Origin of the sequence: Rummeliibacillus pycnus (genome assembly GCF_050459865.1) — a bacterium.
Lineage (GTDB): Bacteria > Bacillota > Bacilli > Bacillales_A > Planococcaceae > Rummeliibacillus > Rummeliibacillus pycnus_B.
In genome coordinates this window covers 26,927-49,924 of sequence record NZ_JBCMNM010000017.1, presented here as the reverse complement: position 1 = coordinate 49,924, position 22,998 = coordinate 26,927, and the positions used below count along the sequence as shown (strand labels likewise).

21 protein-coding genes, 1 tRNA gene and 1 riboswitch are annotated in these 22,998 nt (G+C 32.5%); of the genes, 5 read left to right on the top strand and 17 right to left on the bottom strand.

What is annotated here, in order from left to right:
• Nucleotides 1-3: 3 nt before the first annotated feature.
• Together ABE048_RS04310 and ABE048_RS04305 are read right to left on the bottom strand one after the other, a co-directional pair.
• A complete protein-coding gene (locus tag ABE048_RS04310; RefSeq protein ID WP_430309574.1) occupies nt 4-1,281 on the bottom strand; it encodes a glycosyltransferase in 1,278 nt (425 codons plus the stop codon).
• Entirely contained in the window at nt 1,275-2,531 is a 1,257-nt protein-coding gene (locus tag ABE048_RS04305; protein ID WP_430309383.1) for a glycosyltransferase family 4 protein, read from the bottom strand. The genes ABE048_RS04310 and ABE048_RS04305 overlap by 7 nt, the downstream gene beginning before the upstream one ends.
• Before the next feature lie 300 nt (nt 2,532-2,831).
• On the opposite strand from ABE048_RS04305, the gene ABE048_RS04300 reads away from it, so the two are divergent.
• The gene (locus tag ABE048_RS04300) at nt 2,832-3,779 is read left to right on the top strand and encodes an LCP family protein (protein WP_430309382.1); all 948 of its coding nucleotides are present in this window, start codon (nt 2,832-2,834) and stop codon (nt 3,777-3,779) included.
• Nucleotides 3,780-3,928: 149 nt separating this feature from the next.
• On the opposite strand, the gene ABE048_RS04295 is transcribed toward ABE048_RS04300, so the two are convergent.
• On the bottom strand, nt 3,929-4,522 hold the full coding sequence (locus ABE048_RS04295; RefSeq protein WP_430309380.1) for a M15 family metallopeptidase: 594 nt from the start codon (nt 4,520-4,522) through the stop codon (nt 3,929-3,931).
• 255 nt (nt 4,523-4,777) lie between these two features.
• On the opposite strand from ABE048_RS04295, the gene ABE048_RS04290 reads away from it, so the two are divergent.
• Nucleotides 4,778-5,431, top strand: a complete 654-nt coding sequence (locus tag ABE048_RS04290) for a VOC family protein (RefSeq protein ID WP_430309378.1) — start codon at nt 4,778-4,780, stop codon at nt 5,429-5,431.
• 207 nt (nt 5,432-5,638) lie between these two features.
• Here ABE048_RS04290 and ABE048_RS04285 read toward each other — a convergent pair whose 3' ends face one another.
• Nucleotides 5,639-6,619: an NAD(P)H-dependent flavin oxidoreductase gene (locus ABE048_RS04285; protein WP_430309376.1), complete on the bottom strand. Its 981-nt coding sequence runs from the start codon at nt 6,617-6,619 to the stop codon at nt 5,639-5,641.
• Between the two features lie 488 nt (nt 6,620-7,107).
• Here ABE048_RS04285 and cbpA point away from each other — a divergent pair, with 488 nt between their 5' ends.
• Nucleotides 7,108-7,758, top strand: coding sequence for a cyclic di-AMP binding protein CbpA (gene cbpA / locus ABE048_RS04280; protein WP_430309374.1), 651 nt, complete (start codon nt 7,108-7,110; stop codon nt 7,756-7,758).
• A 269-nt stretch (nt 7,759-8,027) separates the two neighbouring features.
• Here cbpA and ABE048_RS04275 read toward each other — a convergent pair whose 3' ends face one another.
• From ABE048_RS04275 to ABE048_RS04260, 4 genes are all read right to left on the bottom strand, one after another.
• On the bottom strand, nt 8,028-8,996 hold the full coding sequence (locus ABE048_RS04275) for an MBL fold metallo-hydrolase (RefSeq protein WP_430309372.1): 969 nt from the start codon (nt 8,994-8,996) through the stop codon (nt 8,028-8,030).
• Nucleotides 8,997-9,157: 161 nt separating this feature from the next.
• Nucleotides 9,158-10,321: an iron-containing alcohol dehydrogenase gene (locus ABE048_RS04270; protein WP_430309370.1), complete on the bottom strand. Its 1,164-nt coding sequence runs from the start codon at nt 10,319-10,321 to the stop codon at nt 9,158-9,160.
• Between the two features lie 385 nt (nt 10,322-10,706).
• Nucleotides 10,707-10,847, bottom strand: coding sequence for a hypothetical protein (locus tag ABE048_RS04265; RefSeq protein WP_430309572.1), 141 nt, complete (start codon nt 10,845-10,847; stop codon nt 10,707-10,709).
• 110 nt (nt 10,848-10,957) lie between these two features.
• The gene (locus ABE048_RS04260; RefSeq protein ID WP_430309368.1) at nt 10,958-11,392 is read right to left on the bottom strand and encodes a MarR family winged helix-turn-helix transcriptional regulator; all 435 of its coding nucleotides are present in this window, start codon (nt 11,390-11,392) and stop codon (nt 10,958-10,960) included.
• A gap of 141 nt (nt 11,393-11,533) precedes the next feature.
• Here ABE048_RS04260 and ABE048_RS04255 point away from each other — a divergent pair, with 141 nt between their 5' ends.
• Together ABE048_RS04255 and ABE048_RS04250 are read left to right on the top strand one after the other, a co-directional pair.
• The gene (locus ABE048_RS04255) at nt 11,534-12,034 is read left to right on the top strand and encodes a CarD family transcriptional regulator (protein ID WP_430309366.1); all 501 of its coding nucleotides are present in this window, start codon (nt 11,534-11,536) and stop codon (nt 12,032-12,034) included.
• Nucleotides 12,035-12,339: 305 nt separating this feature from the next.
• Nucleotides 12,340-12,413: transfer RNA gene (locus ABE048_RS04250), tRNA-Lys, on the top strand.
• Nucleotides 12,414-12,596: 183 nt separating this feature from the next.
• Here the strand turns inward: ABE048_RS04250 and ABE048_RS04245 are convergent.
• The 9 genes from ABE048_RS04245 to ABE048_RS04205 all read right to left on the bottom strand — a co-directional run bounded on the left by ABE048_RS04245 (nt 12,597) and on the right by ABE048_RS04205 (nt 22,865).
• Complete coding sequence (locus ABE048_RS04245; RefSeq protein ID WP_430309364.1) at nt 12,597-12,821, bottom strand: sulfurtransferase TusA family protein; 225 nt, start codon at nt 12,819-12,821, stop codon at nt 12,597-12,599.
• Between the two features lie 12 nt (nt 12,822-12,833).
• Nucleotides 12,834-13,910 (bottom strand): YeeE/YedE thiosulfate transporter family protein, encoded by a 1,077-nt coding sequence (locus ABE048_RS04240; RefSeq protein ID WP_430309362.1) that lies wholly within the window; start codon nt 13,908-13,910, stop codon nt 12,834-12,836.
• Nucleotides 13,911-14,164: 254 nt separating this feature from the next.
• The gene (locus ABE048_RS04235) at nt 14,165-14,725 is read right to left on the bottom strand and encodes a nucleotidyltransferase family protein (protein ID WP_430309360.1); all 561 of its coding nucleotides are present in this window, start codon (nt 14,723-14,725) and stop codon (nt 14,165-14,167) included.
• A gap of 26 nt (nt 14,726-14,751) precedes the next feature.
• Entirely contained in the window at nt 14,752-15,246 is a 495-nt protein-coding gene (locus ABE048_RS04230; protein ID WP_430309358.1) for a GNAT family N-acetyltransferase, read from the bottom strand.
• Between the two features lie 226 nt (nt 15,247-15,472).
• On the bottom strand, nt 15,473-15,865 hold the full coding sequence (locus tag ABE048_RS04225) for a hypothetical protein (RefSeq protein ID WP_430309356.1): 393 nt from the start codon (nt 15,863-15,865) through the stop codon (nt 15,473-15,475).
• A 452-nt stretch (nt 15,866-16,317) separates the two neighbouring features.
• A complete protein-coding gene (locus ABE048_RS04220) occupies nt 16,318-18,267 on the bottom strand; it encodes a GTP-binding protein (protein WP_430309354.1) in 1,950 nt (649 codons plus the stop codon).
• A 351-nt stretch (nt 18,268-18,618) separates the two neighbouring features.
• A complete protein-coding gene (locus ABE048_RS04215) occupies nt 18,619-19,566 on the bottom strand; it encodes a carbon-nitrogen hydrolase family protein (protein WP_430309352.1) in 948 nt (315 codons plus the stop codon).
• 13 nt (nt 19,567-19,579) lie between these two features.
• Nucleotides 19,580-20,488, bottom strand: coding sequence for a homoserine O-acetyltransferase MetA (metA, locus tag ABE048_RS04210; RefSeq protein WP_430309350.1), 909 nt, complete (start codon nt 20,486-20,488; stop codon nt 19,580-19,582).
• An 81-nt stretch (nt 20,489-20,569) separates the two neighbouring features.
• A riboswitch (SAM riboswitch) is annotated at nt 20,570-20,675 on the bottom strand.
• 210 nt (nt 20,676-20,885) lie between these two features.
• Entirely contained in the window at nt 20,886-22,865 is a 1,980-nt protein-coding gene (locus tag ABE048_RS04205) for a methyl-accepting chemotaxis protein (protein ID WP_430309348.1), read from the bottom strand.
• Nucleotides 22,866-22,998: the final 133 nt, after the last annotated feature.

Here is a 22,998-nt window from a genome sequence, read left to right as displayed (position 1 = left end):
GTATTAAGATACTTTCGCATAGACATTGATGAATAATTCTTTTTCTTTTTCCCAATTGAATAATTCACTAGCTTTTATGCTGTTTTCGCTTAAACGATTTCTTAATACGTTATTACCCAATAATTTGTTAACTGCCTCTGCAATTTGATCAGGCTTATGTGAATCGATACAGATTCCTGTTTCTTCCCCTTCAACAACTCTTTTAATTTCAGGGAAATCACAAGCAACGACTGGTACACCTGCCATCATGTACTCAAATAATTTATTTGATGAAGCGGAGTAATGATTATAGTTTGTGTTATTTAAAACTTGAAATCCTAAATATGCATTTTTTGTATATTTAGGTAATTCGCTAAGTGGTACCTTCGGAAGAAATTTCACTTTCTCATGAAGATTCATTTTGTTAACCATATTCACCAATTCTGGTTTAATTCGACCATCGCCAATGAATACAAGCGTTCCTTCATTAAATTTAGGCACTGCCTTTATTAATTTTTCCAATCCTCTTCCCGCTTGTATTCCTCCTTGATAAAGAAGGATTTTTTCATCTGAAGGTAGTTGAAGGATTTCATGAAGATCAACTTCATCAGTCTTCACTTCCTTCTCGATAAACGGGTAATTATGAACTACATTTGGATAAAATCCATATAGCACTTCGTTGTATTTAGCTCTTGTATGATTTTCCACTATCATCGAGTCCATTCTTTTGATGAAGAATTGCTCCATTTTTCCATAAATAGAGCTATCATAACCTGTTCGGCTTGTTTGGACTTCATGAGAATCGTAAATAAGTGGCTTTCTCATTAAACGCCATTTTGCACATATATATCCTTGTGGCAGTGTATTTAAATCATTTGAATGATAAATATCGTATTTTTTCATTCTACCTCTTAAAATCATTCGTAAAATAATTGAGCCTCTTAAGAAACCCGTTTTTAATTTTGTCTTTAATACCAGTCCCCCTAATAGTGTTAATGGGAGAATAATTAATGGAAAGAAGTATGCTAAAAATAACCAAAGTACCAATGCTGCACCGCCAGCCAGCTTATTCTTCATGCAATATTGAAGAGTAGAAACTACTAGAGGATATCTTCTAACTCTATACACATTGAAATTTTCATTTCTTTTTTCAACGTATTTCATATTCTTATCATTTGGATCATGGATGCAAATAAGGTCTACTTTATATCCCTTTTCAGACAAAGTTGTGCATTCTCGAAGTACTCTAGCATCATTTGTAAAATGGTTCCAAACAAACATACATACGTTTTTTTTCATAATCTGATATCCTTATCTATTTGATTTAGTAATGGCACAGGTTCAGCTATAAGATCTTCTGCTTTTAGTAATGAAGTTAATTTTTTTATATTCTTTTCCCAAATAAAATGATCCTTGATTAAATCAATTGCATTATTTGCTGTTTTTTCTCGTAAATCAGGGCTACTTTTTAATAACAATATAAATTTTACAATTTCGTATGCATCACGTTTTTCAGAAACAAAACCCGTTTTATATTTAAGAATGATTTCTTTAGAATACCCCGAAACAGCCGCTACAACTGGGAGCCCAGATGTCATATAATCAATTAATTTTCCAGGTAATACCGTATCAAAAACATCACTGTTATTTAAGGATAGAACACCTACATCATGCTCAGAGTTTAACTTTAAGCATTCTTCTCTTGTTGTAGGATTTACAAATGTCGCATTATTCAATTTATTTTCTTTAATAAATCTTTGAAGCTCGTTTTTCTTTTGACCATAGCCTACAATCGTAATCAAAATATGGTTTTTATCTAGTTTCCTCACTAAGCTTTTTAGAAATTCGACATCCTGAGCAAGACCGATATTCCCCGTGTATATGACTCTAAATTTTTTATGAAATCTGTAGGTTGGCTGTAATTCATATAATCTAGCAGCATTCGGAATATACGTGATTTTATTTGGGTTAATCTTTGCCTTTTTCAAGATATAATCCTTGAATCCAACGCTATTTATGATGATGTGATTCGCTTTCTTATATAAGTAAATTTCTAATAATGAGAAGAAGTTAATAATCATCTTCTTATTAAAGACCCCTACTCCTTTCAACGATTCAGGCCAAAGATCCCTGACATCTAAAATGAATTTTGCTCGATACCTAAACTTTGCTATGACACCAACAAATGCTATAAAAATAGCAGGCGTTGTTACTAGGACGACATCATATTTGTTTTTACTAAATAGAACAAAAAATAACATTTTAATGGATATTTCCAAATAGTGTATTAGCCTATTTAGCATGTTTAACGCATATTTTCTATCTTTCACCTTAATTCTATGGATTTCACTCGCATCATCTAATGTATTATCATTCCAAAATTTTTTATCATCATAAAGATGCTTATTCGGATAAGAAGGCTCAGTTGTTAAAACTGATACGTCATAACCATCTTCCTGTAATAGCTGAAAAAGATTGCTCATTCGATTCGCATGGCTACCTATCTCAGGATAAAAATTTTGCGTTATGATCAATATTTTGGAATTAGACAATTAGAGCAACCTCCTATAATACTTACAGTTATAAAGATTCGAATTATTTGGAAATTTTATATTCCAGCATCTTTGTTACGGGTTTATTGTAGCATAGTCATTTACATATATTGTTAAGCCATTGATTCACTTTTATTAACTATTTGTAAATTATTATTAAATTCGTTAATAAACTCTTTTTTTTTTAGAAAAGTAGTCTATTTTAAAAGAAGCCCCTATTTTCTATTTTTTAGATTTATATGGTGCGTTTAATGAAGAATAAAACTGTTTCATTTTACAATTAGCACACGGAGGCGCAACATGACTGAAGAAAGACGAAGAAGATATCAAATGAAGAAAAAGAGAAAAGTTTGGAAATGGATCGTAGGTATTGTAACTATATTAATTCTTGGTTTGAGCGGTGTTGCATTTAGTATGTATCATAGCTTTACTACCAATTTGAACCAATCACACGTTAACTTAGGTCGTGATCAATCAAAACAACGTGTAAAGAAAGTCAATTTTGACCAAAGGGATCCTTTTTCAATTTTATTATTAGGAGTTGATGGACGTGAAGGAGAAACTGGACGTTCAGATACTATTATTGTTTTAACAGTTAATCCAAATACAAAAAATACTAAGATGCTTAGTATTCCGCGAGATACTTACACTGAAATTGTAGGACATAATACAACTGATAAATTGAACCATGCTTATGCTTTTGGTGGAATTAAGATGTCAATGGATTCAGTTGAACATCTATTAAATATTCCGATTGATTATGTTGGAGAAATCAATATGGATGGATTTTCGGATATGATTGACGCTGTAGGTGGAATTACCGTCAATAGTCCTCGTGCTTTTGATCAAAATGGTTACCATTTTAAAGAGGGCGAAAATAAATTAGATGGTAAAGGTGCTCTAGCTTACGTTCGTAATCGACATGATGATCCTGAAGGTGATTTTGGTCGCCAGCAACGACAACAACAATTAATCTCTGGAATCATTAAAGAAGCTGTATCTGTTGATAGTCTGTTTAATTATAAAGATATATTTAATTCTCTAGGAAAGAATGTCCAAACTAACTTAACATTTTCTGAAATGGTGAAGCTACTGCAAAATTACCAAGATTCCATTACGAACATCGATCAATTACGATTTGAAAAAGGTGGCGGCGAGATTATTAATGGGATTTGGTATTACAAAATGGATGAAAACGAGTTGAAGGATATTTCCAATGAATTACGAAAACATTTAGAGTTAGACTAACTATGTACAAGCTGTCTGTAAGCATTATTTTTGCTTATCGGCAGCTTTTTGATGTGATTTATCGATTCGTTTTGAAAATGTGATGAATGTTCTAATACATAAAAACTAATTGAATTTAGGTTCTTTCTAATTTTATGAATTCAATGTTGTTATAATTCCTTCCTAATCTCTTCATCATTTAAGCGGTATCCATTTTTAAGCATATCAATACTTAACCCAAACTTCATTTCTAAATGTGGATAGTCTTTAAATCCTATCCAATCTCCACCCCAATCAAATCCAAGTTGTTTTCCAATATCAGCAACTTCAAACCAGTCAGATCTTCCATTACCATTCCCATCATAAGTAGTATCCCAAATAATCTTCCCACTAGCATTTAACAATGCATAATCAAATGCTAATCCATAATTATGATAGGACTCACCAGCTCTTGTATTTGTGACAATGTTTCCCTTTGTAGTTCTTCCTTGTTGATATAACTCGTCCTGTTTTGCAAAAGATCTTAACCCTTCTGTAATCACAACATCAATTTTTTGTTTTTCTGCCAGTTTGATTAATGTATCCTTCTTTTCGTTTACAATTGGATCTAGTGTTGTAGGGATTGGTGCATTCTTCCCTAAATATATATACTTACTCTCTTCTACATGGGGTTTAAAGAGCAAAGTTAAACTTATTATCACCACTAGAAAAAAGATGATAATAATAATCCATGTTATAAATAAATGATTATTAAAACTTTTCATTTTATGTACGTTCTCCTCAAAAGTTATCGATCATCGTATGCAGAATCTGACATATTCCATTTTTCTAAAATGCTACTCAAACCATTCATTTAAAGTAATTTCCAAAGACTTTAACTTTCATACTTAAAGTAAATACAATGCTTATATTATCTTTTTTCCATGAATGATTGAGATCAATTCATACTTGTGACTGAGGAAATATTATCCTTCTTCTTATTATAATGTAATTCAAGGATTAATTCGGGAGGGATAATGTTGAAGATTGAAAAGGTTACACTCATGATTTCTAACTTTGAGCAAACAGTAAAGTTTTATCGAGATACACTTCAATTTACATTGATATTTATCAATGAACGTTGTGCAGCATTTCAAATTAGAGACAGCATACTTGAATTTATAAACGATTACGAAAATAATAATTACTATTACCATTTTGCTTTCAATATCCATGCCAATATATTCTCAAAATCTAAAGAATGGTTATCTAAACGTTTAACATTATTAAAAGAAGACGATTTGGATGAAATTTATTTTGATGGAAAAACGCAAGCTAATGCTTGTTATTTTGAAGATCCTGCTGGGAATATTGTTGAATTTATAGCAAGGAGCACCTCACCAAAATCAGATGTACATGAGTTTACAACTAATAATGTTCTATCTATTAGCGAAATAAGTTTAACTACATCAAAAATTAAAGAAACTGCTGATCAGTTAAATAGTATAGGCATTCCTATCCGACACGGGGGTGAATTAGAAAGTACAAGTCTTAATTTTATGGGTGAATATGAAGAAGGTGCCTTTATCCTTTTAGGACCAATAGGTAGAAGATGGTTATTTTCAACTAAAAACTCGATAAAATCACCGATAATTATTCAAACAAATAAAGGGACAATTGATTATTCACAATAAATATTTTGCATTAACCCAAATATTATTTTATGGGGTAAATTATTTGGTCTTCATTTCATTTTTGTTCTTAGTTGCAATATTTTTTATTTTATATAGACTATCGAGGTCTATAATAAAAATATGATTTAAAGATTACTTTCTCATGCACATAAAAAAAGTAGCCTGAAGTCCATTTTTCGACCTAAGGCTACTTTTTTCTATTCTTACTTATAATTTAATTTTCTTGTTCTGCTTTTCTACTACATTTTGAATACTTTCTTCATACTCCTCAGTTAGCTTTTCAACAAGCTCTGCAACTGGTAATATTTCATGAATGCCTCCAACTCCGTGGCCTGCACTCCAAATATCCTTCCAAGCTTTGGCTTCATCCTCTGCTTTATGAACAATTTCAAGTTGTTCAGGCTTTTGTAAACTATTAGGATCTAACCCTGCTTTTAGAAGACTTTGTAGGATAAAGTTAGCATTCACACCACTAAGCTTATCCGTATAAATGATATCTCCTGCATTTGCATCTAAAAGCATATTTTTGTATTCATTGCTCGCCATTGACTCTTCTGTTGCTATAAATCGAGTTCCCATATATGCTAGGTCTGCCCCCATTACTTGTGAAGCCAATATATCTTGTCCATGGGAAATGGCTCCTGATAAAATAATTAATCCATCAAAAAATTGCTTTACTTCATGGATGAATGCCATTGGATGCAGTGTACCGCCATGGCCACCTGCCCCATTACATACAAGTACGAGACCATCTATATCAGCTTCCATTGCTTTCTTAGCGTGTTTAACACTGATCACATCAGCAAATACTAATCCACCATATTCATGTACGATTTTTGCAATATCTGTTGGTTTACCAAGCGATGTAATGACAATTGGAGGTTGATATTTTTTGATTAATTCAACGTCCGCATTATACCGATCATTTGTCTTATGAACTACTAGATTGACTCCCCAAGGGGCAACTTTAAGATTTGTTTTCTTTGCTTCTGCTAATTGCGAAGTAATTGCTTGCATCCATTCCTCTAAAGCTGCCGAAGATCTAGCATTTAATAACGGAAAAGTTGTAACCACCCCTGATTTACATCCTTCCACTACAAGTTCAATGCCAGATACTAAAAACATTGGTGCGGCAATAACAGGTAATTCTAATGAAGCTAATTGTTTTTTTACATTTTCCTTCACCATTTCATCCCATCCTCCCAAAAGGTAAATCTATAACAATTTTACATAAAGTAGAAAATTTTGTACAGCAAACACAATAATATCATTTAACACAATTTTACTTAACAATAATTATTGACTTTCAAAAATGGAATACCATTCCTACTACACATCCTTTTCTTTTGTTGTAATTCTGTTTTTTAGTTGCATATTTTTCTTCAATATTTCGTCCACCCTATTTATCTATTCATACAATTTTTTTAATTATTAATAATTCATCCAAATTCTCATGATTTTATGGCTCTGTTGATTTTTGAATTCATCTTATTGGAGCAAACGAAATGAAATTTTAACTAATTGTTAAACGATTCCAATGAATAAAAGATTTAATTGAAACATATATATCATAGCTATCATGCATTTTTATTTTATACACAGAGTTCCCATTGTTTTTCCATAAAATATTTAACTATTTAATTAAATGCATGGATATTTTTAGAAGGAGGTTTAATATGATTGTTAAACAAAGATATGTGAAAAAGAGCGAAGTAGTTACATGTAAAGAATCAGATCTTTCTTCTAAAGTATTAGAAAAGCTTAATGAATCTGGTTATAGATGTATCCCTATTCTTGATTCTGCTGGAGAATATTACGTTGGTAATGCATACAAAGTGGATATATTAGAACATCAACAAGAACATAATTTTCTCGACGTGCCTATAGCTGAACTAGCTATTGATAAAGATGAAACTATACATGAAGAAAGTTCATTTTATCATGTGTTTTTTACTATCAAAAGTCTTCCTTACCTTGTGGTGCTAGATGAAAATGGTAAGTTTGCTGGAATCCTTACCCATTCAAAAGTATTCGAATTACTTGAAGAAGCATGGGGTTACAAAACCGGAAGCTGTGCACTAACGATTGCACTTCCAGACGCAGAAGGGATTCTTTCTAAAACACTTAATCTTATTAAGAAAAAATGGCCAGTTCATTGTGTATTCTCACTCGATGATAACGACTGGTATTTGAGAAGAGTTATTGTAACCTTGACTAAAGGCGCAACCAGTCAAACTGTTAAGGACATTGAAAACACCCTTCATAAAGTAGGTGCACGGTTAGTCGATGTTGAAGTGTTCAATAAAGAAGAATTTGAAAACAAATAATCCCCCATTTCTTAAACAATGAATTGAAAGTGTCTAATTGGAAGACTTCTGCTTTGAAAATGAGGCATTCGAGACAAGAAAGTGAATCTGTTTTCAATTCGAGTAAGACAGAATTTGTACTCTAAAAATTAGTATTCCAATAACTTCCGGTTTACTCATTTCAAGAAATGATTATTACATTAGGCTTTCAATCTTCAGTTCATAAGAAAAAGCTTCGTTATTGGTAATAGAACTTACTAATAATGAAGCTTTTTTTGATAGATAAACTGCTATATAAAATTAGATTGCACGACAACATCCGTTTTAAAAAATACATAACCGTTATCAGTTGATTGACGTTTCAAATATCCTTTATCAACCAAGTAATGTAAATATGTAATTACTTGAATAAACGATGCATTTTTTAATTCTGGTGGTTTATGTGCATATACTTTTGCTGTGATCATTTTGGGTGTTGCTCCCGATTTTGGAATCGAATCAATTATTTGTTTACACTTATTATGATAATGATTTCTCAATAGTTCGACTCGTTCAACAAGATTTTTGATATTGTCACCATGTCCTGGTAATGCTTCTGATACAACTAATTGTAATATTTGATCAAATGAAGTTAGATAAGATGCTAGAGGATTTTGAAAATCAGTTGCTGGCAACACAATCGGATTTATGTTTTCTAGCAAATGATCACCTAAAAAAAGAACCCCAGTATTTTCTTCATATAAGCAATAATGATCGAAGGAATGACCTGGTGTCCAAATTGGTCGTAATACATAAGAATCTCCTTCTATGAAAAACTGCTCAGTAAACAAATAATCAGGTGAAAATTGAAAAGACACATTTGGACTTAAGTTTGTAGGTAATTTTGTATTATGCTTAAAGCCGTAATCACTTAAAAAAGACAGATTATCATCATAGAAAATTCCTTTTTCAAGCAAATGCTTTCTTTTCTTAAGTTGTTCATGACTCCTCTCAGACATCCATATCTCTGCCCCATAAAAATCTTTAAACCAGCTCGCTAAACCAAAATGATCAATATGCAAATGTGTAATAATTACCCGCCAAACTTTGCGATTACCAATAATCTCTTTCCATAAACTAATTGCCTCATCCGAAAAATCGCCCGTATCAATGATTGTCAATCCAGATGGTTCTTCAATTAGATAACTATTCACGCTTCGCAAATCATAAGGAATAGGCAAAATTACTTTTTCCGAATCTAATACATCCTTTTGTCTCATTCGTATCACCTCTTGTTTCCTTTGTTCTATTTAATTATTAATTGATTATTCAGTATTTTATGATGGAACGCAACGAATTTGCAATAGAGAGACGATTTTATTAAAAAAGCCGCTGAGCAACTTTTATTCTCAACGGCATCAATGAAATTTAACTTTATCCTCTATAATGAAGAACGATAAATGTCTAATACATCTTGTTTATTAAGGTTCGCAAATCGGCCAAATTCACCATTAATCATCGCTTTATCAGCCATTAGTTCTAACTTGCTGTCATCAATTTCATAATCAGCTAATCGTGAAGGCGCACCAATACTATTCCAAAACTCACGTAATTTTTGAATACCTTCTAAGCCAACTTCTTCGTCACTCTTACCTTGTGAATCAACGTTAAATACTCTCTCAGCTAACTGTTTAAAACGAAAAGGTTTCATTTTTAAATTATGTTCCATCCAATGTGGGAACAAAATCGCCAATCCACCACCATGTGGAATATCGTATACAGCAGATACGGCATGTTCCAGATTATGAGTAGCCCAATCTCCTGCATAACCCATATTTAAAATTCCATTTAAAGCCATTGTTCCGCTATACATAATGATGGAGCGATATTCATAGTTTTCAAGATCATCAAGAAGTTTAGGAGCAGTTTCCATAATCGTAATTAGTAACGATTCACACATACGATCTTGGAATGGCGTGTTTTCTTCAAGGTGGAAGTAATGCTCAAAGACATGTGACATCATATCAACTATTCCATAAATTGTTTGATTTTTTGGAAGTGAAAATGTATTTACTGGATCTAGAATTGAAAATTGTGGGAATGTTACGCTACTACCCCAACCATATTTTTCTTGTGTTTCCCAATTCGTAATTACTGATCCGGCGTTCATTTCAGAACCTGTTGCAGCAATAGTTAAGACGGTACCAAATGGTAAAGCTTCCGTAGCAACTTCTTTTTTCACCACTAAATCCCATGCATCTCCGTCATATTTTGCTCCAGCAGCAATAAGTTTTGTACAATCAATCACACTGCCTCCGCCAACTGCTAAAAGAAAATCAATATTTTCTGATTTACAGATTTCAATTCCTTTTTTTGCTGTTGAAAGACGAGGATTTGGTTCCACCCCTGATAATTCAAATACTTCTGCACCCATTTCATCCAATAGTTTTGTAACTTGTTCATATAAACCATTTCGTTTAATACTGCCGCCACCATATACTAACAATACCCTTTTCCCGTAATTTGGGATTTCTGTTTTTAAAGCTTCAAGTTGTCCTTTACCAAAAATAAGTTTTGTAGGATTCCAATAAGTAAAATTTTCCAAGTTGTAAAACCTCCTATTCGTACCCTTATTATATAGTTTACTTCGTAAAAGCAAAATAAATAAACCTAGATTATCGATTGATTTACATGAAGTTTCCGTTTGAAATTCTATTTAATATTCAATAGATTAATAGATAGCACCTATTCAATAATAGTATTGTTTATTTTAAACAATTCCAGTTAAAACACTTCTTTTATATCATTTCCCATAACCCACTCATTAAAATCATAATCTAAGATTTCTTCACCTCAAGCAATAATTGTTAAAATTCTTTAGCCCTTAAAGGAATATGAAAACGTATTGAGTATTCCAAATAAATCATCATAATCAGTGAAAAATAATGGTGATTCACTATTTACAAAATTGTTGAACATTTTGCTATGAGTTAAATAATTATCTCAAAAGCTTTGTCTAAAATTATTTCGTTTAATGGAATTATCAATGACTGTCTATTGTTCTGTTCAAGTACTTGTTCTTGGAAATGGTTTACACAAGATAATAATTCTGGCTCTCTTCTTATTACTATTTTTGTTGGAGTAGCTTCAACAATTGCTTTATCACCATTTCGATCTTTTTTTATAAAAGTTCTTTTATTCCACCAGGAAAAGGTTACCGACTAGCTGAAAATTCATTTTATCAGTCTTCTATTCCCCAATCACTACTTATTATCGATTTAAGGAGCTGTAATTGTTCTTCTCCGATATGGTGACAAATATCTGATTCTAACTCGTTTTTTATTTTTGTATATTCTTCATACATGGATTCCCCATAGATTGTTAAAGTGACACACTTATCTTTCTTATTATGCAAAGCATTATGAATTTCTAATATGCCCTTTTGCTCTAGTCCTTTAATTAATTTATGAGTTGCTTGGCGTGTAATATCTACCTGTTTCGTAACAGTAGCAATCGTTGGTTGTTGTTTGTATGTATGCGAAATAACATACCATTCAGAATTTGAAATCTTAATTTTGTTTGCAGCATTCCACATACTCTCTACTTTCTTTCTTAAGTTCATGTGCCGTTTACTCAATAAATCTAGTACATCAAGTTCTTCTAATTGACTACACAAGGTAGTTCACTCCTATCATTTCTAATGAATACACTTTATAATAGCATGCCTAAATCGTCAACTTGATTGACACTATACTACTAATAAGGCTATACTTAATATTGTCAACTAAGTTGACAATACAATTAAGGGGTAGTTAAAATGTATTCTAATGGTGATTTGATTATTTATTCGTCACATGGAATTTGTCATATTGATGAGGTAAGTGAAAGTACTTTCAATGATCATACAAAATTATATTATGTTCTTCATCCGATTGACAAAGAAGGATTAATTATTCGAATTCCGGTAGATAGTGCAGAAAGTTGCTTCATGCCTTTAGTTAACGCCCAAGAATCGAAAGCATTGATTAAACAATTTTCAAGTAAAGGTGTAGATTGGATCGATAACAACTCAAATCGAGTACGAATGTTTGAAAATACGATCAATAATGGTAATCGTTATGACATTGTCAGTTTATTGATTACACTTTTACGAAAGAAATCTGAATTTGCACTTTTAGAAAGGAAACTTTCCAATCAAGACAATAAGTTTCTTGAATTTATTCAACATACACTATTTGCAGAAATGGCAGTTGCATTACAAACAACTCCGGCAACTATTGAGGCGTTAGCTCTTAAAGAAATGAATCTTTCCTTGTAATACTCTCCTGTTAGATTTCTATATCTATTTTCAGTAAAGCTCACCTTTAATTTGGGTGAGCAATTTTGTTATTTTGAATTAATGCCGTTCTTTTAAACTAATTCAACATTTTCAAAGAGAAATGGCTAAGATTTTTTTGGGGAAATCTCATATTCGGAATACAAAAAATACTTACAAAAATAAAATAAAGACATTAAAGACTTTTTCTAAAAAAATAAACATCAAAAAGAACATAGATAATATCCTAGTTCCCCTCTTGACATTATAAGAATATAGCGTTATGATAATTTATGTCATAACGCAACGGGCGTATGGCGCAATTGGCTAGCGCACCTGACTCTTAATCAGGGGGTTGTGGGTTCGACCCCCACTACGCCCATATTATAAAAGGAACATCATCAAATGATGATGTTCCTTTTTTGATAAAATAAATTTCTTCGGAACAATTTCCACTTCCCTACGTAGATACCAAAAGTAAATGTTAAAAATCACAAATTAAAAAGACACTGCCACGCTAATATTCAAGCAAGCATTGTCTTTTATTTTTATCGATAATAAATCTCTATTTCTTTTGAACTGTAATTGTCCAAGACGCTTCGCTTAGTTGTTCATAGTTTGTCACTTTATGACCTTCTTCAGCAGCCCATCTTGGAATACTTTCTGTTGCTTGAGTACAATCAAAGTTAATAATTAAATCTTCACCGGATATAATTTCTTCCATTGCATTTTTTGCTTCAATTAATGGAAAAGGACAAACTTGCCCCATTGTTTCTAATACTTTTGCCATTCTTTATTCCTCCTAATGTGATGATGCTGGACTGACTGCACGTTTCGCTACTGCTTGTTTTTTTACTCTTGGCCTTACGAATACAAAGTATGATGCTGTCCAAACACCTAAAATCATAAATGCTAGTGAGATCCAGCCTTGCCAAGTCATCATGGCTGTACTTACAAGACCATTTCCAATCGTACATCCCCCTGCTAGACTTGCTCCGATCCCCATGAAGATACCACCAAATAGACTTGAAACGATTGTTTTTACATCTGGCACACGTAATCGGAATTCATTGCTAGCTTTAGCAGCAATAAATGAACCAATGAAAATACCTAAAACTAAGAATACGCCCCAGTTTAAATAAGATTTATCTCCAATTACTAAATATTGAACGATATTAGCTGATGGAGTAGTAACCCCTAAACCAGCATTACGCCCAGTTGCTTCACTTAATGGCCATGCGATAATCGCAATTACTCCCACTAGTGATGCTGTGAAAAATGGATTCCAGCGACGTTCAAATAATAGATGTGCAATTCCAGTTTTCTTAGGTTTTAAGGATGGAATAACAACTTTTGGCTTTCTTGCTTCTTTAATCATGATTATTGCTACAATTGCAACCAAAATAACGATAAATACCCATACATTCAACCCAAAAGTTGCTGGAATTGAATTATTGTGAACTTGAATAGATGACAATCTTTCATTTGCTGGTAATAGCACCCCAGATTTCATAATAGCGCTTGTAATCATATAGAAAATAAGTGCAATCCAACTACCAATTAATCCTTCTGCTGCTCGATACCAAGTTCCTGTTGCACAACCCCCAGCAAGTACAATCCCTATACCGAAGATGAATGATCCAAGAACAACGGCAACCCAAGAAAAAGTTCCAGCTTCATATTGTAACAATCCATATTGAATTAACGCATATACACCTACACTTTGAATTGCGATAGCTAATAAAAGTGCATAAAACATACGATTATCTTTTGCAAGATACATATCACGGAAACCACCAGTTAAACAAAATCTTCCTCTCTGTAAAACGAATCCTAATGCTGCCCCACAAAGTAAACCTGTAATAATCATTAAAGCCATTTTTTCACCTCATTTTAATTCATAGTAAACTAATTGGTATTTATTATATCCTTATCCAAATCTTCATTCAATAGTTAATTCACACTAAATTAATAAGATTAGTAATTATTAAATAAAAAAAGTCCCAATTCCAACTTTTAGTTAAGAATCGGGATCAATAAATGGAATTATTCATCAAGACTTTTGATAGTTCATACGTTTTGCTGTAAACGAGCTTACTATTTAATTAAAGGTTAACTAGGATTACACATTTCTTAAAGTATTTCTAATTCTGGCCACGTTCGTTTCCAATCTTTTGATTGAATACGTTTGTGATAAATTGTATGCAATTCCTTGTCTGCTGTAAAATAAGGAGTTGGCTCAACTCTTTTATCGAATAAAGAACTCACTCCATAGGGTGCAAGAATTTGTATTTTCCCATTAATGATTTTTGCGCCAATTGCAGTAGGAATTTCAGGAAAATGCGAAATTCCGTCAAGTGATGATGTATAAGGTTTTGATTGATTTTTCATATGCATTCTAGCCTGGTTTTTAACTGACCAAGGTTCAGCTGGCATTATTCCTCGTAATGTACTTTCCATCTTCTTTTCTACTTCTTGCGAAATATTCGATGGATCAAAATATATTACATCTATATCATTTAATTGTGTTCTAACATTATAACTATGTACGAAATCCCATACCTTATTTCGAATAAATCCCGCACAAACCCAACAATCTGGTAGATTTAGTTTTTCTACTGTTTTTAATATTTTTACCATCCAAGCGTCTTTCTGAATAATTTCAATTAACTCAGCTTCTCTTTTATCCTGCAATATGTCGATTTCCTTTCCATAATAATTCATACTCTTTTATACATGTACCATTCATCAACGAATTGATCATCAATTAATAATGAGTCAATTTTCTTTCCTTCTTTTATAAATCCCATTTTTTCATATAATTTAATGGCAACTGAATTCGTTACAAGAACTGTCAATTCTAATCTAGTAAAATACTTTCCTTCAATCCAATTAAAAACTTCTTGGAATAATTTCGTTCCAATTCCCAATCCTCTAGATTGTTCGGAAACACCACACACGATCCGCCCTATGTGTTTGGTTCTTTGTAAATCTCCTGCCATAATACCAATATATCCAATCAGTCTATCTTCTTTCTCAGCAACTAAGAAAGTAGACCGTGGATCATTTTTAATTGATTGAATAATATTTATTTGTTTTTCAATCGTCGTACTTCTTTCACCTGGGTTAAACAGCATATTATTTGAATTCTCAACTTCGCATAATAACTTCAAAAATGGCTCTGCATCTAATACTTCTATTTCACGAATTTTCATTTTTTATGCCTCCGTCTCTTATTCTATTAACTTTTTACATTTTTGTATCTATGCAACAATAAATCCTTAAACATGGTATATTACACTTTTTCTATTTATTGTAATTTCGCTACTTCAATTAATTTAAAATAATAATTTATTAATTTAAAAAAGATGATTACTGTTCTCTACAGAAATCACCTTTTGTAAAGTAACTTTCAAGTGTCTATTATCAACGGATCTCATATTACAAAAACGGTTGTTCCTCAAATGGCATTAATTCAACAGCAAATGTTTCACCGTTTTGAATTATCGTACCATCAATACGATCTTCTTTTAATTCTCCTAAAATATTAATTTTAGAACCTTTAAAATTAATGATAATATTAATTTTATTGCCATCATACGTAATACTTTCAAAAGGATAATCTTTTAACCCTTGCTCCGGAACTGATAAAGTACCTATGCTTTTATCTAGCTTCAAATTAATCGTTAATGATGATTGAGGTATTTCAATATCGCCTGCCCACTCACCCAAGAATTTTTCATTTATCTGACTGCCTTCTATACTTTTTCCACTTGTCGTCCCACAACCAGTTAAGAAAATTAGTACTACTAATAACATCCACAGCTTTTTCATTTTCTCCTCCTAAAAATAGTAATATTTTTGTTGTTAATATTAATGTTTCCTTTCTTATATAGTAAATCTACGATCTGAATTGTTAATATTATCCAAATAATATTCCTCCCTTTTAACTTTTCCGTTTGATAAGATTACTTGAAAGTTATTTGTGCAATTTATATGTAAAACCGCGCAAAAGAAATAATCTCATGTGCGGTTTTATTAATATTTATGCGATTGATTCTCTTTCAATTACTTCTTTTTAAGACATTTTACTTTTAAGTGATTTATAGTTGAATAAAAATACAGCGGGGTGTGGACTCGCCCCCCACTACGCCCATACTATCTTACATAAAAAGGTGTTAATTAGCTTTACATCACTAATCAACACCTTTATCATTTTTTCTAAATAAAGCTTTTAAATAACACTGACCCTTTTAATTAAAAGCATTTTTACAAATACCAACTTACTATTCACTACAGTGCATAGCTGCTTCTGCTTCATGCCACGGTACCACATAACCTTTTCCTTTTGCACAAAAAATACTCGAAGAAGTATATTCTGGATCCGCCTCTTTGTTATAATTCAAATTCTCGATAATTTCTTCTGTATTATGGCAAGTATCATATCCACTAAACGTTAAAGAAAGAGCACCTTTCCCATTCGTATACGCTGCAAATATAGTACTGTAATTCATAAAAGTAGAAACAGGTACACGGCCTTTCATAATTACTTTTTCTTCTATTATATGAGGAGCTTCAAATTCCCCACTTGCCTGTTGAATATCTGTCATCATGCGACCGACAAACTCACTAGAAGCTTTCATCTTAAAAGAATAATAAGGTTCTAAAAGTCTATTTTCCGCTTGTTCAAGACCTTGTCGAATGGCACGATATGTGGCTTCTCTGAAATCGCCACCTTCCGTATGTTTAATATGAGCTCGCCCTGTAACAAGTGTAAATTTGATATCTGTGATTGGAAACCCTGTTAAAAGTCCATGATGTTCTCTTTCAAATAGATGTTGTTCAATTAATCGTTGATGCCCTACAGATAAATCATCGGCATGACATGCATTTTCAAATAAGATTCCATTCCCCCTGTCAACTGGTTCCATTTTCAAATGTACTTCAGCATAATGTTTTAATGGTTCAAAATGGCCGTATCCTTTTACTGGTTGATCAATAGTTTCCATATATAAAATTTGGGGATTTTCAAAATGCACTTTATGTCCGAAGCGTGTTTTTACAACTTCAACTAGTACTTCTAATTGAATAACGCCCATAACATGGATATGTATTTCTTGAAACTTTTCACTCCACAATACATGTAACGATGGGTCTTCAGCTTCCAATAACTTGAAGTTTGCCCATACTTCTTTAATATGTTCAATTCCATCATTTACAACTTTCGATTGTAATGTAGGTACGAGTTCAAATGTATGTTTACGCTTATTTTCTATTTCTCCTATAACATCCCCTATTGTAGCTTGAGTGATACCTGTTACTGCGAAAATCTCTCCAGCTTGTATTTCTTTCACACTTTCATATTTTTCTCCATTATAAAGACGAATTTCCGTTACTTTTTCGGATGTCCCACCAATATGTAGTGCATTACGAACTTTTAACTTACCTGTCATTGCCTTCATAAATGTAATCCGCTGTTTTTTTTCATCATGACGAATTTTAAAAACTTTTGCTGTAAAAGGCTCTTCACTATTAAAATTCGTTTCTGTTAGAGTCATCAGCTGCTCAAAAAATTCCAAAACCCCTATATCTTTCAATGCAGAGCCTTCAGCACATGGAAACGCCTCGCCTTTTTTAATTAACTGACGAAAAGTTTGTAGAAAGTGTTGTTCATTTATATCTTGTTCCATATATTTTTCAAGAAGTTTATCATCTCTTTCTGCAATAAACTCAAGTAGCAATTCTGAAATCGACTGTCCAGATAGTCGATTAGTAATTGAAATTATATCCTGTGAAAGTTCTTTCTGCATTTCTTCAATTACTTTTGCGACATCTGCTCCATCACGATCTGTTTTATTGATAAAAATAAATGTTGGAACGTTATATTTTCTTAGCAGTTTCCAAACTGTTTCTGTATTTCCCTCTACACCATCTATTGCACTGACAATGACAATTGCGTAATCCAAAACTTGAATCGCTCTCTCCATTTCAGGAGAAAAATCGACGTGCCCTGGTGTATCAATAATTGTATAGGTATCTTCCCCGATAACCATACGACCTTGTTCAGCAAAAACTGTGATACCTCGTTCACGTTCAATCTCGTGATTATCTAAAAATGCATCTTTGTGATCGACTCGCCCACGTTCTTTTATACTATTTGTATGATAGAGCAATTGTTCAGAAAAAGTTGTTTTCCCTGCATCTACATGCGCTAAAACACCAATTGTTTTAAACATCATCCATTTCCTCATTTCTTACATATATTAATCTCGTTTTTAGTTTTTAAATACACGTACCTTAATGCATTTATTTTTTCCTTATTCAGATTTGGTTGTTCCGCTACAGACGGCGCTTTCCACGGGCTTGGCTTCAATCTCCTCGTCACTACGTTCCTGTGGGGCTTTCCCGTAGGAGTCGCCGTCTTTCGCTCCACAAATAATTGGATATAATAAAACGTACGTATAATTTATATAAATTTCGAATTATGAAATAGATTCACATTAAAAACTATTATATCAAATTAATCCAAATCTAATGATATCGGGAATAAAAAACCGCTGAAAGAAAGCTCTATCAGCGGGAACGATTTATTTTGAAGTAAATTGAACTGAGCTTTTGGGCTTTTCATCAACGGTTAAACTAAATATATCATTTCTTGCATAATGTCCAACTGCATCAAAGTCAAATCTACTTTCAGTTATTTGTTTAAGAGGTAACTCTGCATACAAAATCTCTTCTTTATTAAATACAGGTTCAACAATAAATTCACCTAATGGATTTACAATACAACTTCCTCCACGGGTTACCTCACCATTGAATGCTTGGATTTCCGATCTTTCTTGAAAATCTTTTGGGTACATATCCGAAGTGACATATTGATTGCATGATAAGACAAAGCATCTACCTTCTAATGCAATATGTCTCACTGTTGAAAACCATGCATCTCTCGAATCAGCTGTAGGAGCTAAATAGATATCTATACCCTTTGCATACATTGCAGTCCTTGCTAGAGGCATATAATTTTCCCAGCAAATAAGAGCACCAATTCTGCCAAATGGCGTTTCTATTACTGGCATTGTACTACCATCGCCTTCACCCCATATGAGTCTTTCTGAACCGGTTGGTTTTAGTTTACGATGCTTGCCTAAAAATTCACCATCAGGTCCAAAATAGAAAACGGAGCAATATAATGTCCCCCCACGATTTAACTCTTCCTTTTCAATAACACCCATGATAACATATGCATTTGCTTGTTTTGCTGCATTTGCTAACAGTTCTGTTTCCCTACTTGAGACTGTTATCGCTCCATCAGAATATCTCTCAAAATCTTGTCTACCATTTTGATTTCGATTTCCAACTGTTGCACCAAAGTCTAATCCACGTGGGTAACCCCCTATAAATGCTTCTGGAAAAAGTGTAAGTTTTGCACCTTTTTCACCTGCCTCTAAAATAAGAGAACACGCTTTTTCAATTGTTCTGTCTATCTCCATCAAATATGAACCAGCTTGCACGACCGCAACTTTTATTTCATTCAAACTAATCCCCCCATTATTCCCATTCGAAAGGTGTTTCTTGGTAAACGTAATAATTTAACCAGTTTGAAAATAATAAATGTGTATGAGAACGCCAGCTATTTAGCGGTGTTTTAGTTGGATCATCATTCGGGAAGTAATGTTCTGGAACGGAAATATCTAAACCTTTTGCAACGTCTCGTTCATATTCTTGTTTCAAAGTATCTGCATCATACTCTAAATGCCCAGTTACCATAATTAATTTTTCGTCTTTTGAAATAGCCATAAATAGTCCAGCTTCTTCAGAAAAAGATAATACGGTTAAATCTGGGTGTGATTCTACTTCTTCAAGCGAAACGGAAGTATTTCTTGAATGAGGTGCTGTAAATATATCATTAAACCCTCTTAACAATTTTATTGTTGAATCATTCACAGTATGTTGATAAATTCCTGAACATTTTTCTGGTAATGGGAACTTTCCGATTCCAAAGTGGTGATACAGTGCAGCTTGAGCTCCCCAACAGATATGCAATACGGAAGTAACATTTGTCTTTGACCAATCCATGATTGCTTGAATCTCATTCCAAAAGTCAACTTCTTCAAATTCCATTAATTCGATCGGTGCCCCCGTAATAATAAGCCCATCAAAACGGCGATGTTTTACTTCTTCATAAGTTGTATAGAATGTTTCTAAATGAGATTTGCTGACATTCTTTGATTCATGTGTTGCAGTATTAAGAAATGTTATATTTGTTTGTAATGGTGTATTCCCTAGTAATCTAAGAAGTTGTAATTCTGTCTTTTCTTTTTGAGGCATTAAATTTAAGATTGCAATATTTAATGGTCTAATATTTTGGCTTTTTGAGCGAACCTCATCCATCACGAAGATTTTTTCTTTCTTTAAAAGCTCTGTTGCAGGTAAGTCTTTCGAAATATTAATTGGCATTCGTAAACGCTCCTTTTCAGAAAAAATAAAAACCTCTTTTCTATGATAAGAAAAGAGGTTTCAAGTAATTTGAGTTTCTTTTTCTTATCTTCCAAGACAATTGTCTTGTAGGACTTAGCACCTTTCTGCCATGCAGAGGTTGCTGAAGCTTCATTGGGCCATTTCCCTCAGCTTCTCTTGATAAGAATTATGTAATTAATGTAATCCTAACACGACAATGTCATTAATGCAAACTTTTCTGAAAATTAAAATTCAACTTAACCGTTGATTTATTAAGGTTATTAAACATATTGATATTATAGGTATTAAATACCTCCATACAATTTAAGTAATAAAACCCGAATGTTTAACTTGTACATTTGGGTTTTATTACGTTAAACAACCTTTTTACAAGAGTCTAATCTATTTTAAATTTTTTTATTGCATCTGAAAGCTTTTCACTTAATTGAGTTAAGTTTTCTGCAGATGCCGAAACGGATTCGATTGCATTTAGTTGTTCTGCTGAAGATGCGCTTACTTCTTCAGATGCTGCTGCCGTTTCTTCGGAGGTTGCTGCCATTAGTTGAATAATGTCAACTACTTCATCTTTAAATGTCGTTACAGAAATTACATCTTTTGAAATCACCGAGATAGATTCTTGAAGACGTTGAACGAGATTAGAAATATTATAGAAAGTCTCACTTGTAATACTTACTACTTCATTTTGTGATTGGAAATTATTTTTTGTTGCCAACATTTGCTCTGTTACTAGTTTTGACTCTTGTTGTAATACTTGAACGATTTCTCGAACTTCTTCAGTTGCAGTTGCTGATTGCTCTGCTAATTTCCGAACTTCTTCCGCTACGACAGCAAATCCTTTCCCGTGTTCACCTGCTCTAGCTGCTTCTATACTAGCATTAAGAGCCAATAAATTCGTTTGATTTGAAATATCCATTATGGTTTGCATAACACTATTAATAGACTTGATTTTATTTTCTAATGTCACAATTACATTTGCCATTTCTGACATACTATTTTCCCACTCAGTAAAAGTGGATTGTAGTTTGTTGATTTGTTTTTGGCCGCCACTATTTACAATTTGTGCTTCTTCAGCAATTTCCTTCATAGCATTTGATTTTTCATGAATATCATTAATTTGAATGCTTAATGAATGTGCATGTTCACCAGCAGTCTCTGCACGACCAGCAGAATTACTTGCACCTTCAGCAATTTCTCCAATCGCTGCTGTAACTTCTTCACTTGAAGCATTGGTTTCCTCAGCTAAAGCACTTAATTTCATAGAGTTATCATTTACATTAAATGAGGAATCTTTTACAACACGAATAGTAGAACTCATGTTTTCTATCATTTTATTGAAATCTTGAGATAGTTGTCCTACTTCGTCTTTGCCACTATATTGAGAGCGCACAGTTAAGTTACCATTTGCCACTTGATCCATTAATTTTCTTAAAACACCAATTGGTTTTGTAATCTTTGCAATAACTAGAATAAGTACTACAAAAAGGATTGCTAAAAGAATAATTGATACAATAACAAAGATATTTCGGATATCTGAAGCTGTTTGGTGAATTTGTGCTTCATCATAGACAGCACCAATTTTCCATTTTAAGTTAGGTAAAGTATTGTAAATTGTTATGTACGATTTGCCTTTTTCAGCGTCGTATACAACCCCTTTTTCTTTATTGTTTTCCAACATCTTTTTAACATAAGAATATTTTGACAAATCTTGACCAGATTTTGTTGGATGTACTATTGCTTTACCATCATTTTCTACAATAATAGGGTAACCGTTAAACCCAAGTTCTGTTTTAGAAATCTCTTTAGTTAAGTTTGATAATAAAATATCTATACCAACTACACCAATAACATTGCCATCTTTCACAACTGCTTTTGCAGCAGAAATCGTGTATTCCTTAGTAGCTTGATCAATATATGGAGCAGTCCAATATACTTTTTCTGGACTATTATAAGCATTTTTATACCAATCACGCGAAGTAGGATCAAAATCAGAACCTAAATCTGCTTCTGGTAAAATATCTAAATGTCGATTCGTTTGGGCATAATATACTGAAGTTGTTGAGTTGTAGATTGATAAGAAATCATTGAATTTTCCAACAAGTAATTTCTTTGATTGTTTCCCTTTATAATTAAGAACTTCACTTGATTTAGAAAATTGAATAAGCCCTTTTTCATAATTTCCTAGATAATTTTCAATTGATGAAGACATTTCTGTTACAAGTACTTGACTTTGATCGATTAGACTAGCATTCGTCTTTTGATTGACAGTATAAGTACTCACAACGTTTAACAAAACTAAACCTACAGCCACCAAAAGAATAACTGTACTAATTATTTTCCACTTGATCGTTTTACCCATATTATTCTATTCCCTTCTAAGACCATTGGTAATATATATTATACTAATTTAACCCTAAACCAGTTAAATAGACTCATATTATATTCCACTCCATTAGTATAACAAATTTCGACAAATTTTTTAACTAATAATT

Coding starts and splice junctions, on each gene's coding strand:
- ABE048_RS04300 (WP_430309382.1), top strand. CDS start 2,832: ATGACTGAAGAAAGACGAAGAAGATATCAAATGAAGAAAAAGAGAAAA.
- ABE048_RS04240 (WP_430309362.1), bottom strand. CDS start 13,910: ATGGCTTTAATGATTATTACAGGTTTACTTTGTGGGGCAGCATTAGGA.
- ABE048_RS04245 (WP_430309364.1), bottom strand. CDS start 12,821: ATGGCAAAAGTATTAGAAACAATGGGGCAAGTTTGTCCTTTTCCATTA.
- metA (WP_430309350.1), bottom strand. CDS start 20,488: ATGCCAATTAATATTTCGAAAGACTTACCTGCAACAGAGCTTTTAAAG.
- ABE048_RS04295 (WP_430309380.1), bottom strand. CDS start 4,522: ATGAAAAGTTTTAATAATCATTTATTTATAACATGGATTATTATTATC.
- ABE048_RS04205 (WP_430309348.1), bottom strand. CDS start 22,865: ATGGGTAAAACGATCAAGTGGAAAATAATTAGTACAGTTATTCTTTTG.
- ABE048_RS04220 (WP_430309354.1), bottom strand. CDS start 18,267: ATGTTTAAAACAATTGGTGTTTTAGCGCATGTAGATGCAGGGAAAACA.
- ABE048_RS04225 (WP_430309356.1), bottom strand. CDS start 15,865: ATGAAAAAGCTGTGGATGTTATTAGTAGTACTAATTTTCTTAACTGGT.
- ABE048_RS04230 (WP_430309358.1), bottom strand. CDS start 15,246: ATGAAAATTCGTGAAATAGAAGTATTAGATGCAGAGCCATTTTTGAAG.
- ABE048_RS04285 (WP_430309376.1), bottom strand. CDS start 6,619: ATGGTGAAGGAAAATGTAAAAAAACAATTAGCTTCATTAGAATTACCT.
- ABE048_RS04275 (WP_430309372.1), bottom strand. CDS start 8,996: ATGAGACAAAAGGATGTATTAGATTCGGAAAAAGTAATTTTGCCTATT.
- cbpA (WP_430309374.1), top strand. CDS start 7,108: ATGATTGTTAAACAAAGATATGTGAAAAAGAGCGAAGTAGTTACATGT.
- ABE048_RS04255 (WP_430309366.1), top strand. CDS start 11,534: ATGTATTCTAATGGTGATTTGATTATTTATTCGTCACATGGAATTTGT.